The sequence below is a fragment of the Streptomyces olivochromogenes genome (assembly GCF_001514115.1).
Classification (GTDB): domain Bacteria; phylum Actinomycetota; class Actinomycetes; order Streptomycetales; family Streptomycetaceae; genus Streptomyces; species Streptomyces olivochromogenes.
This window is the reverse complement of record NZ_KQ948454.1, coordinates 419425-434605: the sequence shown is the minus strand read 5'-3', so window position 1 is coordinate 434605 and position 15181 is coordinate 419425. Positions and strand designations below refer to the sequence as shown.

At 70.2% G+C, this 15181-nt stretch carries 14 protein-coding genes; 5 read left to right on the top strand and 9 right to left on the bottom strand.

Annotated features, from left to right (window positions below; all coding sequences use genetic code 11):
* Positions 1-146 precede the first annotated feature (146 nt).
* The 3 genes from AQJ27_RS14430 to AQJ27_RS14420 all read left to right on the top strand — a co-directional run bounded on the left by AQJ27_RS14430 (position 147) and on the right by AQJ27_RS14420 (position 3341).
* Positions 147-1379 carry a LolA family protein gene (locus tag AQJ27_RS14430; RefSeq protein WP_067367396.1) on the top strand — a complete coding sequence of 411 codons (1233 nt, stop codon included), beginning with the start codon at positions 147-149 and terminating at the stop codon, positions 1377-1379.
* Between the two features lie 77 nt (positions 1380-1456).
* The gene (locus tag AQJ27_RS14425; RefSeq protein ID WP_067367393.1) at positions 1457-2452 is read left to right on the top strand and encodes an ABC transporter ATP-binding protein; all 996 of its coding nucleotides are present in this window, start codon (positions 1457-1459) and stop codon (positions 2450-2452) included.
* On the top strand, positions 2439-3341 hold the full coding sequence (locus tag AQJ27_RS14420) for an ABC transporter permease (protein ID WP_067367391.1): 903 nt from the start codon (positions 2439-2441) through the stop codon (positions 3339-3341). Before AQJ27_RS14425 ends, AQJ27_RS14420 begins: the two co-directional genes overlap by 14 nt.
* A 3-nt stretch (positions 3342-3344) precedes the next feature.
* Here AQJ27_RS14420 and AQJ27_RS14415 read toward each other — a convergent pair whose 3' ends face one another.
* Both AQJ27_RS14415 and AQJ27_RS14410 read right to left on the bottom strand, forming a co-directional pair.
* Positions 3345-3977 carry a flavodoxin family protein gene (locus AQJ27_RS14415; RefSeq protein ID WP_067367389.1) on the bottom strand — a complete coding sequence of 211 codons (633 nt, stop codon included), beginning with the start codon at positions 3975-3977 and terminating at the stop codon, positions 3345-3347.
* 180 nt (positions 3978-4157) lie between these two features.
* The gene (locus AQJ27_RS14410) at positions 4158-4694 is read right to left on the bottom strand and encodes a DUF6668 family protein (protein WP_067367899.1); all 537 of its coding nucleotides are present in this window, start codon (positions 4692-4694) and stop codon (positions 4158-4160) included.
* A gap of 182 nt (positions 4695-4876) precedes the next feature.
* Here AQJ27_RS14410 and AQJ27_RS14405 point away from each other — a divergent pair, with 182 nt between their 5' ends.
* On the top strand, positions 4877-6043 hold the full coding sequence (locus AQJ27_RS14405) for a hypothetical protein (protein WP_067367386.1): 1167 nt from the start codon (positions 4877-4879) through the stop codon (positions 6041-6043).
* Positions 6044-6160: 117 nt separating this feature from the next.
* Here AQJ27_RS14405 and AQJ27_RS14400 read toward each other — a convergent pair whose 3' ends face one another.
* From AQJ27_RS14400 to AQJ27_RS14385, 4 genes are all read right to left on the bottom strand, one after another.
* Positions 6161-7105: a M28 family metallopeptidase gene (locus tag AQJ27_RS14400; RefSeq protein WP_067367383.1), complete on the bottom strand. Its 945-nt coding sequence runs from the start codon at positions 7103-7105 to the stop codon at positions 6161-6163.
* Between the two features lie 159 nt (positions 7106-7264).
* On the bottom strand, positions 7265-7723 hold the full coding sequence (locus tag AQJ27_RS14395) for a VOC family protein (RefSeq protein ID WP_067367380.1): 459 nt from the start codon (positions 7721-7723) through the stop codon (positions 7265-7267).
* A 68-nt stretch (positions 7724-7791) separates the two neighbouring features.
* Entirely contained in the window at positions 7792-8865 is a 1074-nt protein-coding gene (gene rarD, locus AQJ27_RS14390) for an EamA family transporter RarD (RefSeq protein ID WP_235613591.1), read from the bottom strand.
* 141 nt (positions 8866-9006) lie between these two features.
* Complete coding sequence (locus AQJ27_RS14385) at positions 9007-9861, bottom strand: SDR family oxidoreductase (RefSeq protein WP_067367377.1); 855 nt, start codon at positions 9859-9861, stop codon at positions 9007-9009.
* Positions 9862-10052: 191 nt separating this feature from the next.
* Between AQJ27_RS14385 and AQJ27_RS14380 the strand changes: the two genes are divergently transcribed.
* Positions 10053-10415, top strand: coding sequence for a winged helix-turn-helix transcriptional regulator (locus tag AQJ27_RS14380; protein WP_235613604.1), 363 nt, complete (start codon positions 10053-10055; stop codon positions 10413-10415).
* Between the two features lie 58 nt (positions 10416-10473).
* Here the strand turns inward: AQJ27_RS14380 and AQJ27_RS14375 are convergent, their stop codons facing one another.
* From AQJ27_RS14375 to AQJ27_RS14365, 3 genes are all read right to left on the bottom strand, one after another.
* Entirely contained in the window at positions 10474-11553 is a 1080-nt protein-coding gene (locus AQJ27_RS14375) for a 2-oxoacid:ferredoxin oxidoreductase subunit beta (RefSeq protein ID WP_067367371.1), read from the bottom strand.
* Positions 11546-13477, bottom strand: a complete 1932-nt coding sequence (locus AQJ27_RS14370) for a 2-oxoacid:acceptor oxidoreductase subunit alpha (RefSeq protein WP_067367368.1) — start codon at positions 13475-13477, stop codon at positions 11546-11548. Before AQJ27_RS14370 ends, AQJ27_RS14375 begins: the two co-directional genes overlap by 8 nt.
* A 310-nt stretch (positions 13478-13787) precedes the next feature.
* Positions 13788-14447: a response regulator transcription factor gene (locus AQJ27_RS14365; protein ID WP_067367365.1), complete on the bottom strand. Its 660-nt coding sequence runs from the start codon at positions 14445-14447 to the stop codon at positions 13788-13790.
* Positions 14448-15181: the final 734 nt, after the last annotated feature.

Here is a 15181-nt window from a genome sequence, read left to right as displayed (position 1 = left end):
AGTTGAGTCCGGGGTCTGACGCTTCTCGTCGGCCGATTTGGTCAGATTGAGAACACCACTCCTCACCGGTTCGGGTGAGAATGGCGGCTATAGGGGTGGAGAAGTGAGGACGGTAGGCCGCCGCCGACGACGGAGGTAAGGCACACATGGCACCGTACGAATCCGACAGGACCGCCGGGGCGGAAGGTCTGCCCGACGAGGCCGACGACGTCCGCACCGGCCGGCGCAAGGCGGCTCGTTACGTCGTTCCGGTCGCAGTGGTGGGGGTGGCGGCCGCGACCATCGGGCTCGTCCCGGCGCTCGCCGACTCCGGCGACCCCAGCCTGCCGAAGATCACCGCAGAGCAGCTCATCGAGAAGATCGCCAAGTCGGACGTCCAGCAGCTGTCCGGCACAGTCAAGGTCAGCACCGATCTTGGACTGCCCAGCCTGGGCGGCCTGGAGAGCGGCATGCTGTCCGGCGCTGCCAACGGGTCCGACGGTTCCTCCGCCGACCCGCAGTCCAAGCTCATGGAGCTGGCCTCCGGCACGCACACGGTGCGCGTCGCGGCCGACGGCCCGGACAAGGCCAAGGTCTCCGTCCTGGAGAACGCCGCCGAGTACAGCATCATCCACAACGGCAACGACGTGTGGGCGTACGACAGCAAGTCGAACGAGGTGTACCACTCGACGGCCCCCGCAGCCGAAAAGGGCCGGGAGAAGGCCCCGAAGGACGTCCCGACGACGCCCAAGGAGCTCGCCGACGAGGCCCTGAAGTCGGTCGACGACACGACTTCCGTGACGGTCGACGGCACGGCGCAGGTCGCGGGCCGTGACGCCTACAAGCTGCTGATCAAGCCGAAGCAGTCCGGTTCCACGGTCGGCGCGATCACTGTCGCGGTGGACGCGAAGACCGGGGTGCCGCTGAAGTTCACGCTGGTCCCGAAGAGCGGCGGCGCGGCCGTCGTGGACGCCGGGTTCACCCAGGTCGCCTTCGCCAAGCCGGCCGCCTCGACCTTCGACTTCACCCCGCCGAAGGGTGCGAAGGTCACCGAGGGCAAGGACGGCGAGGACACCAAGGGCACCAAGGCCCCGGAGTCCGCTCCGAGCCGCGATGACCTCGGCAAGGGGCTCGACGGTCTGAAGACCATCGGCGAGGGCTGGAGCACCATCGCGGAGTTCGACACGGGCGGCCAGGGCATACCCTCCGGTTCGTCGTCCCAGGGCGGCGACGTCTCCGGGTTCCTGAACTCCCTCGGCGACCACGTCAAGGGCAAGTTCGGCTCGGGCACGGTCTTCTCGACCCGCCTGGTCAACGCGCTGATCACGGACGACGGCAAGGTGTACGCCGGTGCGGTCACCAAGGACGCGCTGGTGAAGGCGGCCAACGAGGCCCACTGAGTACCGTACGTACGGAACTGACGTACGGAACTGAGGTACGGAACCGACGTAGGGACGAAGCCGAAACGAGGGAGCCCATGGAGGAGCGGTCCGCCGAGGGTACGGACCCGTCTGTGGCGGGCACCGCCAGCGCGTCCGCCGAGGGCACGGTGATCGCCACCCGGGCGCTCACCAAGCGCTTCCGCGGCGGACAGCTCGCCGTGGACGGCCTCGATCTGACCGTTCCGGCGGGCAGCGTCTTCGGCTTCCTCGGACCCAACGGCTCGGGCAAGACCACCACCATCCGCATGCTGATGGGCCTGATCGAGCCGACCTCGGGCACGGCGCGTGTGCTGGGGCAGCCCATGCCCCGCGCCACCCGCGCCGTGCTCCCGCACGTGGGCGCCCTCATCGAGGGCCCCGCGCTGTACGGCTTCCTCTCCGGCCGCGACAACCTCCTCCGGTACGACGCCGCCGACCCGACCGCCGACCCGCGCACCCGGCGTACCCGCGTCGCGGCCGCCCTCGACCGGGTCGGACTCACCGCGGCCGCGGGCAAGAAGGCGAAGGCGTACTCGCTCGGCATGAAGCAGCGGCTCGGGCTCGCGGCCGCGCTGCTCCAGCCCCGCCGCCTGCTCGTCCTGGACGAGCCGACCAACGGCCTCGACCCGCAGGGCATGCGCGAGATCCGTTCCCTCGTGCGGGAGCTGGCCTCGGACGGCACGACCGTCTTCCTCTCCTCACACCTGCTCGACGAGATCGAGCAGGTGTGCACGCACGCCGCCGTGATGGCACAGGGCCGGCTGATCACCCAGGGCCCGGTGGCGGAGCTCGCGGCGGGGGCGCGGGGGCGGCTGGTCGTGACCACCCCGGACCCCGGGGACGCGGCGCGCGTACTGAAGGAACAGGGAGTCGCGGATCTCGTCGTGACGGAGACAGGCGTGAGTGCCGAACCTCCGGACCGCGAACTCGCCGAACTGAACGCCGCGTTGGTCACGGCGGGCGTCCGCGTCCGCGGCTTCGGCGTCGAACGGGCCTCACTGGAGGACGCGTTCGTGGCGCTGACGGGGGAGGGGTTCGATGTCGCGGGCTGAGGCCGGGGCCGAGGCGGTACGCGTCGAGGACACGGCGATACGGAAACCGAGCCCCCTGTGGACCTTCGGACTCTTCCGCAGCGAGCTCCTCACCACCTTCCGGCGCTGGCGGACCATCGCGCTGCTCGCCGTGCTCGCGGCCGTGCCGATCCTCATCGGCATCGCGATCAAGATCGAGACACGTGACGGCTCGACGGCGGGCGGTGGCGGCGGCGAAGGACCGGCGTTCATCTCGCAGATCACCAACAACGGCCTGTTCCTGGTGTTCACGGCGCTCGCCGCGACCCTCCCCTTCTTCCTGCCGATGGCCATCGGCGTCATCGCGGGCGACGCGATCGCGGGCGAGGCGAACGCGGGGACGCTGCGCTACCTGCTGGTCGCGCCCGCGGGCCGTACCCGCCTGCTGCTCACCAAGTACGCGACGACCATGACGTTCTGCCTGGTCGCGACCCTGGTGGTGGCGCTCTCGGCGCTCACGGTCGGCGCGTTGCTCTTCCCCCTGGGCGAGCTGACGACGATCTCCGGGACCCGGATCAGCTTCACCGAGGGGCTCGGACGGGCGTTCCTCATCGCGCTGGTCGTCGCCGCGTCACTGATCGGCGTCGCGGCCCTCGGCCTGTTCGTCTCGACGCTGACCAACAGCGGCATCGCGGCGATGGCGACGACGGTCGGCCTCCTCATCACCATCCAGATCCTCGACCAGATCCCCCAGCTCCACGCCCTCCAGCCGTACTTCTTCTCCCACTACTGGCTGTCCTTCGCCGACCTCATGCGCGACCCGGTGTACTGGGACGACCTGGTCCGCAACCTCGGGCTCCAGGGCCTGTACGCGGCGGTGTTCGGCTCGGCGGCCTGGGCGCGGTTCACGGCGAAGGACATCACCGCGTAGCCGTCAACGCGCGGCTGCCACGCCCTGCGTGTCGCGCGCGCCGTCGGTGACCTGCTTCTCGTAGGGGTAGCGGGCGAGCGGTGCCTCCCCTGCGAAGAACGTCTTCGCTTGCGCCAGCGCTGCCGTGTCCTTCAGTACGTCACCGGGCTTGCTGCCGTTGCCGAGCAGGACCCCGCCGAAACGCATGCCCAGGTACGCGGCCGAGTGGTGGAGAGTGCCGATCAGCGGGTCGGCGACCTCTTCCTCCTCGTGCGCCAGTGCGGTGACGCCCCAGAGGGTGCGCCCCGCCATCCTGGCCTTGAAGTCGACGCCGGGCATGCGCAGCCAGCCCGACCAGTAGTCCAGGTAGCGCTTGGTGAGGCCGGACACCGAGTACCAGTACAGCGGCGAGGCGATCACGATGTCGGTGGCCGCCAGGGTGGCGTCGAGCAGCAGCGCCGGATTGCTCCCGGCGGCCGGGTGTACGTGGTCGCTGTCGCGCCGCAGGTCCACGAAGTCGGGCAGCGGGTGCTCGGCGAGGCTCAGCCAGCGCTGCTCGACATCCGCGGGCAACTGTTCGGCGGCCCGACGGGCCAGCAGCTCGGTGTTGCCGTCGGGGCGGCTGCTGCCGAGCAGGAACAGGAAGTGACGGCTCATGGGTCCCCCTGGGTGCGTGTGCGACGGGTCGCGGAACGCCACGACCCGCAACTGCATGCGTGCACAATATATGCATACGCATGCGACGTCCATGCCGAGAGACGGGGATGGCGGACGCCGGACGCCGACTGCGGGCTGTCGGCCGCCGGGGTTCTACCGGGGTTCTGCCGGGGCCGGGGTTCAGGGCAGACGCGCGGCGCCCGTCAGCCGGGCCAGCGCGGCCGTCTCGCGGGGCGGCGCCGAGGTGAGGTCGCCGATGCGCCACGCCGGGATCCACGGCACCTGATACACGTCGATCATCGAATCGATCACCTTGACGCGCTGGGCGAGCGGGCGGGGCAGCCGCCCGGGTGCGTCCGCGACCAGTACCACGGCGTCGAGGTCGAGACCCGGGGGCGCCTCACCCCGGCGGAAGGTGTCCAGGGTGTGCGAGACGGCGTCCAGTCCCGCCGCGTGCGTACGCCCGACGAGGAGCACCGACCCCGGTTCTCCCTGGTCGGGCCGGGGCCAGTTCCGCCCGGCGTCATGGCCGCCGAAGACCGCGGCGAGCGTGGTGGTGCCGGCCCCGCCGTGCGTCGCGACCCAGGCGTACCGCCGTGGCCCGACGTCGAGGTGGTCGGGTTCGTCCCCGGCGGGTTCGGGCCACCGAGTGGGTTCCACCGTGTCGGCGACGGGCCCGCGGAGCCAGATCTCGGGCCCTTCCGCTCCCTGCCGCATGCTCCCCTGCGTCACCTGACCACTCTCCTCGGTCGTTGTCGGCGTTGTCGGCCACTCTTACGAGGCTGTGACGCCGTAGTGACGCATGCAGCGGTGGTGAGCCGAGAGACTTGACTGTATGTACCTGACGGGATCTTGAGGCAAGGTCGACGCATGGAAGTACGACCCGAGTGAGGGAAGCGATGTCTCGACTCAGCCGCGAACAGAAGCGGGAATCCAAGCGGCAGCGCTCGGCGGTCGGCCCCGGCGCCGGCCCGTTGGAGGTGTGGGTCACCGCGCCCGCGGGGGAAAGCGGGGGCGGCGTCACGGTCGGTGGTGTGCCGGTCGGCGTCGTGCACGGCCAGACCGTCCAGGCCGCCGTCCTGAACCACCTCCACCGACTCGCCCTCGCCGCCGGTCACTCCGTCCTCGCCACCATCCACGACGAGCGGATCGGCTTCGTCGTACCGCTGGAGGTGTACGGGGACGGGTCGAGCCGTTACACGGGCGAGCCCGTACGGGTGGGGCCGCCGGCCGAGGTGCCCGGGGCGTCGGCAACCCCTCCCGCGATGCCCGCGGCCCCTCCCGCGATGCCCGCGGCGCCGCGGGTGCCGGTGTCGGAGCCTCAGCCCCTGCCCGGGGCCGCGGCGACGCATGTGCTGCGGGCGCTGCCGGAGCCGACGCGGGACGCCACCCCCGGCGTAGCGGTGGCTCCGACGGGCGAGTTCGGCCCGCCGCCCGTGGGGCTGACTCCTGAGCGTCCGGCCCCCGCGATGGAGGCCATGTCCGTCATGGACCCCGAGCCGGAGCCGGAACCGAAGCCCACGCCCGCGCGCGGCTTCGACGCCGTCGCCGAGTCCGTGCTGGCACCGGTTCAGGAGACGGAGGGCGCGGCGTTCCTCGTGGAGCCCGTGGCGCGGATCAACGAGGCCGTGAAGATGGGCCGCATCGAAGAGGCCACGGGGATGGCGGAGCGGGTCGGCGCGGACGCGTCGCGGTCACTGGGCCCCGAGCACCCGGAGGTGCTGCGGCTGCGCGAGCTGACCTCGTACATCGCCTATTTGGCCGGTGACCCGCTCCGGGCGTTCCACCTGTCCCTCGACCTCGCCCGGGTCCGCAGGCGGCACCAGGACCCCGAGGCCGCGTACGGCAACGTACAGAGCGCCGCCGCGGCCTGGCGCGCCGTGCGCGACCCCTTGCAGGGGCTGAACCTGGGGCAGGACCTGATCACGCTGTGGACCGAGCTCGTCGCCGACGGCGGCCCCGCCGCCGACGACCTCGAACAGCTCGAGTCGGCCCGCACTCGCATGACCCGCCTCGCGGACCGGGCCCGGGCCCGCTCCCTGGCGGACAACCCGTACACCCCCTAGGAGGGCTGGGAGAACGAGGAGCCCCAGTGAGCCCCAGGAGCCTCAGTGGGCCCTGGGAGCCTCAGTGGGCCCTAGGGGGGCCTAGGGGGGCCTCAGCGGGCCAGGAGCTCAGGAGTCCTAGGAGGACAGCGTCCACACGGCGTACGCCAGCGCGTCCGCGTTCCGGTTCAGGGCCGTGTCGTCGATGTTGGACGCCGTGTCGCAGGAGGCGTGGTAGCAGCGGTCGAAGGCCTGGCCGGAGGTGCCGCCCCACTTGGTGGCCTGGGCGGCCGTCTTGATGTAGTCGGCGCCGCTGAAGAGACCGCCGACCGGGATGCCCACGTTCTTGAAGGGGGAGTGGTCCGAGCGGCCGTCGCCCTCGGTCTCCGGCTCCGTGGCGATGCCGACGCCCGCGAAGTAGTCCTTGAAGGTCTTCTCGATCGTGGGGTCGTCGTCGTAGACGAAGTAGCCGGGGTTCGGTGAGCCGATCATGTCGAAGTTCAGGTAGTCGCTGATCTTCGCCCGGTTCGCGGAGGACAGGTTGTTCACGTAGTACTTCGAGCCGACCATCCCCAGCTCCTCAGCGCCCCACCAGGCGAACCGCAGGTGCTTGGTGGGCTGGTACTGAGCCCGGGAGACGGCGAGCGCGGTCTCCAGGATCGCGGCGGACCCGGAACCGTTGTCGTTGATGCCGGGTCCCGCGGTCACGCTGTCGAGGTGCGAGCCCGCCATGACGACCTGGTTGGCGTCGCCGCCCGGCCAGTCGGCGATCAGGTTGTACCCGGTGCGGCCGGAGGACGTGAACTGCTGGAGGGTCGTGGTGAATCCGGCCGCGTCCAGCTTCGCCTTCACATAGTCGATGGAGGCCTTGTAGCCGGTGCGGCCGTGTGCGCGGTTGCCGCCGTTGGCGGTGGCGATGGACTGCAGCTGTGCGAGATGGGACTTGACGTTGGCCACGGGGATGTCGGGTGCGGCGGCCGCGGCGGTGGGGGCGGGCGCCGCGCCGGTTATCGCGCCGGTGGTGAGGAGCGTGACGGCCGCGACGACGACGCCGGCGGCACGCCCGGGAACGGAGAGCTTCATGTGGGGGGCTCCGGATTCCTTGTGGGAATGAGGTGCCTGATGGTGTTTCTGAGGCTGACGTTCCGTCAAGAGCGCAATCCGGTCAGGCTGGTTCGCATAGCGAACCCGGGCCGCCGGGGTGGGTGACGCTCGCAGCCCGCACGCTCACTGCACGCACGCTCACTGCACGCAGAACTCGTTCCCCTCCGGGTCGGCCATCACCACCCACTCGCCGGCCGGTTCCTTCACGTGCCGCAGCGCCTCCGCGCCCAGCCCCTCCAACCGGGCGACCTCGTCCGCGCGTCGGCCCTCGCCCGGGTGCAGATCGAGGTGGAGCCGGTTCTTGACGGTCTTCGGCTCGGGGACGCGCTGGAAGAGCAGGCGTCGTCCCAGCCCGATGCCGCGCTCCTTGTCGTACGGGTCGTCGGGATGCCGTACGGCGATCAGGTCCCGGAAGGCCGGGCGGCCGTGGAAGCCGACGGTGGCCTCGGCAGGCAGGGCACCGAGGCCCAGCAGTCGTTCGACGAGCGCGCTGTTGTCCTCGACCTCGTAACCGAGGGCGGCGGCCCAGAAGTCGGCTTGGGCGTGCGGGTCGGTGGCGTCGATGACCAGCTTCCAGTGCACGGGCGTAGGCGTCATACAGCCACTCATAGTGGTTGCCTGATGAGAGGTGCAACGGATTTGCGCACGTGCCGTCGAACAACTCTCTACGACTTGGCCTCCACGGCGGCGGCGCCCCGCGCGCCGGCGACGGCACTCGCGACCGCCCCGGCCCTGAGCGCCCGAGCCGCCCGCCGCGCGGTCCGCAGCGCGTCGAAGGTGAGCAGCGACAGCGCGAGCCAGACCAGCGCGAACCCGGCCCACCGCTCCGGCGGCATGGCCTCGTGGAAGTAGAGGATGCCGAGCAGGAACTGGAACACCGGGGCGAGGTACTGCAACAGCCCCAGCGTGGACAACGGCACCCGTATCGCGGCCGCGCCGAAGCACACCAGCGGAAGTGCCGTGACGACGCCCGTCGCCGCGAGCAACGTCGCGTGCCCCGCGCCCTCCGTGCCGAAGGTCGCGCTCCCGCTCGAACCCAGCCACAGCAGATAGGCGAGCGCGGGCAGGAACTGGATCGCCGTCTCGGCGGCGAGCGACTCGATCCCGCCGAGGTTGACCTTCTTCTTCACCAGCCCGTACGTGGCGAAGGAGAAGGCGAGGGTGAGGGAGATCCACGGCGGCCGGCCGTACCCGATGGCGAGGACGAGCACCGCGGAGAAGCCGACGCCGACCGCCGTCCACTGCAGGGGGCGCAGCCGTTCCTTCAGCAGCAGGACGCCCATGGCGATGGTGACGAGCGGGTTGATGAAGTAGCCGAGGGACGCCTCGACGACGTGCTCGCTGTTCACGGCCCAGATGTAGACGCCCCAGTTGACCGTGATGACGGCCGCCGCGACGCTGATCAGCGCCAGCTTGCGCGGCTGTCGCAGCAGTTCGCCGAGCCAGGCCCAGCGCCGCATGACCAGCAGGGCGACGCCGACCACGGCGAGGGACCACACCATCCGGTGGGCGAGGATCTCGAGGGCTCCGGCCGGCTTCAGCAGCGGCCAGAAGAGGGGAACGAGCCCCCACATTCCGTACGCGGCGAAGCCGTTCAACAGTCCGATGCGCTGCTCGGCCTTGGATATCCGGGAATCCGTCGAGCCGACGGGGCCACTGGAACTCGCGGAGCCGACGGGGCCACTGGAACCCGTCGAGCCGGTCGCACCCATCGAATTCTTCGCCTGCTGCACGGCCACCGGCCCTCCCTCTCGCACAGCTGCTCCCGCGCAGCCTCCAAGAAGGTAGCGCCGAGCGCCCCCGCCTGTCATGCCCGTATCGCTATACGGTCATGACAGGCGGAGGTTCGGAGGGCGACGGCGCCGGGGCCCGAGGGGGAGTCAGCCCTTCAGCGCCGCCGCGATCGACTCGGCGACCGGCGTGGTCGGGCGGCCGGTCAGCCGGGACAGGTCACCGCTGGTGCCCGCGAGCTCGCCCTTCTCGATGGACGCGTCGACGCCCGCCAGGATCGCGGCGAGGGGGCCGGGCAGTCCGGCGCCGGTCAGGATGCCGGTGAGCGCCTCGACGGAGACGGCGTTGTAGACGATCTCCTTGCCGGACCGCTCGGCCACCAGGGCGGCGTACTCGGCGAAGCTCCACGCGGTGTCGCCGCTCAGCTCGTACGTCTTGTTCTCGTGGCCCTCGCCGGTCAGTACGGCCACGGCGGCGGCCGCGTAGTCGGCGCGGGCGGCGGAGGCGACCTTGCCGTCGCCGGCGGCCTGGGTGACGGCGCCGTACTCGAGGACCGGGGCGAGGTTCTCGGTGTAGTTCTCGTTGTACCAGCCGTTGCGCAGCAGGGCGTAGGGCACACCCGACTCCAGGATCGCCTTCTCGGTGCCCTTGTGGTCGTCGGCGAGGGCGGCGGTGAGGGTGCCCGGCGCGCTGGTGTACGCGAAGAGCGCGACCCCGGCGGCCTTGGTGGCGTCCAGGACGACCTGGTGCTGGGCCACGCGGCCCTTGTCGAACTCGTTGCCGGAGATGAGCAGCACCTTGTCGCCGGCGGCGAAGAGGGGCCCGAAGGTCTCGGGCTCGTTGTAGTTGGCGACCGCGATCTTCACGCCGCGGGCCGCGAAGCCGGCGGCCTTGTCCGCGTCGCGGACGACGGCGGTGATCTGGTCGGCCGGAACCTTCTCCAGCAGTCCCTCGATGACGTGGCGGCCGAGGTGTCCGGTGGCTCCGGTGACGACGATGCTCATGGCTTGGCTCCTTGTGGGGTAGGTCTGTCACTAACCCTAGGAGGTGCGCTAACTCTGCGAAAGTACCCACTTTGAAGTAAGGTACTGGCATGGGAGTAAGTACAGAGGTATCCACCGACACCCCGGCCGCGTCCAAGCCCCCGGCCGTCTCCAGGCCCGCGGCCGTCTCCAAGTACGACACGGGCGAGGCGATGTGCCCGTACCGCCTCGTCCTGGAGCACGTCACCAGCCGCTGGGGCGTGCTCGTGCTGATCGAGCTCCTCGACCGCCCCTACCGCTTCAGCGAGCTGCGCCGGGCGATCGGCCGGGTCAGCGAGAAGATGCTCACCCAGACCCTCCAGACCCTGGAGCGCGACGGTCTTGTCCACCGTGACGCGAAGCCCGTGATCCCGCCCCGCGTCGACTACTCGCTCACCGAACTGGGCCGCGAGGCCGCCGAGCAGGTGCGCACGCTGGCCGTCTGGACCAAGGACCGGATGGACGACGTGGAGAGGTCCCGCCACGCATACGACGAGGCCCGGGCGTCTGCCACCCGGGCCCCTGGAACTTCTTGAACGCCTCGAAGAACGCCTCGAAGAACGCCTCGAAGAACGCCTCGGACGGTCGGCTCGCTCAGCCGACGACCGTCCAGGTGTCCCCGCCCGCGAGGAGTGAGGCGAGGTCGCCCTTGCCGTTCTGTTCGATGGCTGTGTCCAGCTGGTCGGCCATCTGGGTGTCGTAGACCGGCCGCTCCACGGAGCGCAGGACGCCGATCGGGGTGTGGTGCAGGGTGTCCGGGTCGGCCAGCCGGGAGAGCGCGAAGGCCGTGGTCGGGGACGCGGAGTGGGCGTCGTGGACCAGAATCTGTGCCTCGTTCTCCGGGGTGACGGTGACGACCTTCAGGTCACCGGTCAGCTGATCCCGTACGACACCCTTGGCGCGGTCCGCGCCGAAGCGGATCTGCTGCCCGTGTTCGAGACGGATCACCGCCTCCTCGGCCTGCTGCTTGTCCTTGAGGACCTCGAAGGCGCCGTCGTTGAAGATGTTGCAGTTCTGGTAGATCTCCACCAGTGCCGTGCCCGGGTGGGCGGCGGCCTGCCGCAGTACGTCGGTGAGGTGCTTGCGGTCGGAGTCCACGGTCCGGGCCACGAAGGACGCCTCCGCGCCGATGGCCAGGGACACCGGGTTGAAGGGCGCGTCCAGCGAGCCCATCGGCGTCGACTTGGTGATCTTGCCGACCTCGGAGGTCGGCGAGTACTGCCCCTTGGTGAGGCCGTAGATCCGGTTGTTGAACAGCAGGATCTTCAGGTTCACGTTGCGGCGCAGCGCGTGGATCAGATGGTTGCCGCCGATGGAGAGGGCGTCCCCGTCACCGGTGACCACCCACACGCTCAGGTCCCGCCTGCTGGAGGCGAGGCCCGTCGCGATGGCGGGCGCGCGGCCATGGATGGAGTGCATCCCGTAGGTGTTCATGTAGTACGGGAAGCGGGACGAGCAGCCGATGCCCGACACGAAGACGATGTTCTCCTTGGCGAGGCCGAGCTCGGGCATGAAGCCCTGTACGGCGGCCAGGACCGCGTAGTCACCGCAGCCGGGGCACCAGCGCACTTCCTGATCGGACTTGAAGTCCTTCATGGACTGCCTGGCCTCGGCCTTGGGCACCAGGGTGAGGGCCTCGATCGTGTCCGCGCTTCCTGTGGTCGTCTCAGCCATCGATGGCCTCCTTGAGCGCCGTGGCGAGCTGTTCGGCCTTGAACGGCATGCCGTTGACCTGGTTGTAGGAGTGCGCGTCGACCAGGTACTTCGCCCGGACGAGCGTGGCGAGCTGGCCGAGGTTCATCTCAGGGATCACCACCTTCTCGTAACGCCCCAGCACCGCGCCGAGATTCCGGGGGAAGGGGTTGAGGTGGCGCAGATGGGCCTGCGCGATGTTCTCCCCGGCCGCCCGCAGCCGCCGTACCGCCGCGGTGATGGGTCCGTACGTCGAACCCCAGCCCAGAACCAGGGTGTTGGCCTCGCCGGAGGGGTCGTCGACCTCGATGTCAGGTACGTCGATGCCGTCGATCTTCGCCTGGCGGGTGCGGACCATGAAGTCGTGGTTGGCGGGGTCGTAGGAGATGTTGCCCGTGCCGTCCTGCTTCTCGATGCCGCCGATGCGGTGTTCCAGGCCGGGCGTGCCGGGGATGGCCCACGGGCGGGCCAGGGTCCCCGGGTCGCGCTTGTACGGCCAGAACACCTCGGTGCCGTCGTCCAGGGTGTGGTTCGGACCCTGTGCGAACTGCACCCGCAGGTCCGGAAGTCCGTCGACCTCCGGGATCCGCCACGGCTCGGAGCCGTTGGCCAGGTAGCCGTCGGAGAGGAGCAGGACGGGGGTGCGGTAGGTGAGGGCGATCCGGGCGGCTTCCAGGGCGGCGTCGAAGCAGTCGGCCGGCGTGCACGGGGCGACCACCGGGACCGGGGCCTCTCCGTTGCGCCCGTACATCGCCTGGAGCAGGTCCGCCTGCTCCGTCTTCGTCGGCAGCCCCGTGGAAGGCCCGCCGCGCTGGATGTCGATGACCAGCAGTGGCAGTTCGAGGGAGACCGCGAGCCCGATGGTCTCCGACTTCAGCGCCACGCCCGGCCCGGAGGTGGTGGTGACGGCGAGGGAGCCGCCGAAGGCTGCGCCCAGGGCCGCGCCGATGCCCGCGATCTCGTCCTCGGCCTGGAAGGTGCGCACTCCGAAGTTCTTGTGCTTGCTGAGCTCGTGCAGGATGTCGGAGGCCGGGGTGATCGGGTAGGAGCCCAGGTAGAGGGGCAGATCCGCCTGTTTGGAGGCGGCGATCAGGCCGTACGACAGGGCCAGGTTCCCGGAGATGTTGCGGTAGGTGCCGGTCGGGAAGGTCTTGGCGGCCGGGGCGACCTCGTAGGAGACCGCGAAGTCCTCGGTCGTCTCGCCGAAGTTCCAGCCCGCCCGGAACGCGGCGATGTTGGCGGCGGCGATCTCGGGCTTCTTCGCGAACTTCGACTTCAGGAACTTCTCGGTGCCCTCGGTGGGCCGGTGGTACATCCAGGACAGCAGGCCCAGCGCGAACATGTTCTTGCTGCGCTCGGCCTCCTTGCGGGACAGCTCGAACTCCTTGAGCGCCTCGACCGTCATCGTCGTCAGCGGGACCGGATGGACGGCGTACCCGTCCAGCGAACCGTCCTCCAGCGGGCTGGCCGCGTAACCGACCTTCGCCATCGCCCGCTTCGTGAACTCGTCCGTGTTGACGATGATCTCCGCGCCGCGCGGCACATCACCGATGTTCGCCTTGAGCGCCGCCGGATTCATGGCCACCAGCACATTCGGCGCGTCACCGGGCGTGAGGATGTCATGGTCAGCGAAATGCAGCTGAAATGAAGAAACGCCCGGCAGGGTGCCTGCGGGCGCTCGGATTTCGGCGGGGAAGTTCGGCAGCGTCGAAAGATCATTGCCGAAGGACGCCGTCTCGGAGGTGAAGCGGTCGCCGGTGAGTTGCATTCCATCACCGGAGTCACCCGCGAATCGGATGATCACCCGGTTGAGCCGGCGTGTTTCCTTTGCCCCCGCCGGTTTGCGCTGTTCTCCTACGACGGCTTCGTCGGCCTGCTCCGCTGGGCTACTGACCTGGCTGGTCACTTAACTGGACCTCCTTCGAGGCGGCTGTCTGGGAGCGGCCTTCCCGCAGGCCTTCCCGGGATCAACCCTACGTCTGTAAGGGTCGCCTTCCCTCGGCCGTTCGCATGATGGACACCATTTTGAGATGGTTCGACGCCCTGACTTGTCATGACTTACTCGCCCCCGACGCTCCTCTGGAAGACGCTTCTACCTCATCCTTTGGTTCTCGTGCCGGTCTCGCGCCGCTCTGGTGCCGTGTCGGGCCCCCTGTCCTTCGAGGGTGATTCCGTTCGGCTGAACCAGTGCGTTCGGCTGACCCAGTGTCAGTCCCTCAGGAGTTCAGATAGGTGAGGACCGCGAGAACACGCCGATGATCGCCGTCGCTCGGGGAAAGTCCGAGTTTCAGGAAGATATTGCTGACGTGTTTCTCGACCGCTCCGTCACTCACCACGAGCTGCCGCGCGATCGCCGAGTTGGTGCGTCCCTCGGCCATAAGTCCTAGGACCTCCCGCTCCCGCGGCGTGAGCCCGGCCAGTACGTCCTGCTTACGACTGCGCCCGAGCAGCTGCGCGACCACCTCCGGGTCCAGAGCGGTACCCCCCTGGGCCACCCGCACCACCGCGTCCACGAACTCGCGCACCTCCGCGACGCGGTCCTTGAGCAGGTAGCCGACGCCACGGGTCGAACCGGCCAGCAGTTCGGTGGCGTAGCGCTCCTCCACGTACTGCGACAGCACCAGCACCCCCACCCCCGGGTGCTGCTTGCGCAGCTGCACGGCCGCCTTCACGCCCTCGTCGGTGTGCGTCGGCGGCATTCGTACGTCGGCGACCACGACGTCCGGCAGCGAGCCCTGCGCCGCCAGGTCGGTGATGGTCTTGATCAGCGCGTCGCCGTCTCCGACACCGGCCACGACGTCGTGCCCGCGGTCGGTCAACAACCGGGTCAGGCCCTCCCTGAGCAGCACTGAATCCTCGGCGATGACCACCCGCACCCTGTCCTCCACGATTCCCGGCCCCCCACACCATTCCCCGACCCACGCCGGCCGCGTCCCCGCTCATGCATCAGCCCACAGCATCCCAGCATTCGGACCCACCTGCCCCCGACCAAGGGGAATCAGAGGGAGGGGGATGGGGGAATGCGGGGGGCGCACTTTTGGCTCCGGGGTGGGGTTTAGGGGGTGGGGATTTCGGGCTGGTGGTGGGGAGCGGGGGCAGGGACCAGGGCGCAGGGGGAGGGGTCCGTGGGGGAGGGCGCTTGGCGGGGGTGGAGTCCTGCGGGGGCTGGGGGTACGCGCGTGGTGAGGTTCGGCGGCGGAGCCCCGCTGGGTTGGGGGCCGAGCCCGGTCGGGGTTCGGGGCTGCGCCCCTGTGGCGTGTGGGGCGGGCTCCCGCGGGGGCCACAGGAGCCGCCTGTGGTGGGGGTGCGGGGGCGGACCTCGTGTGGGTCAGAGGCGCTGCTTGTGGTGGGGGTGCGGGGGCGGACCCCGTGGGGGTCAGAGGCGCTGCTTGTGGTGGGGGTACGCGGGCGGAGCCCCGTGGGGGTCAGAGGCGACGTCTGTGGGTGGGTGCGGGCTGCTCCGCCCCGCGGGGGGGCAGGGGCAGCGCCCCTGACGGGGTGCAGGGGCGGAGCCCCGCCGGGGGGTCGGGGGCGGAGCCCCCGGGGATGGGACGGGTAGGGGCGGCGGGGGCGAGAAACACCCCACCCCCCAACCCCGCTCACCCCCGCC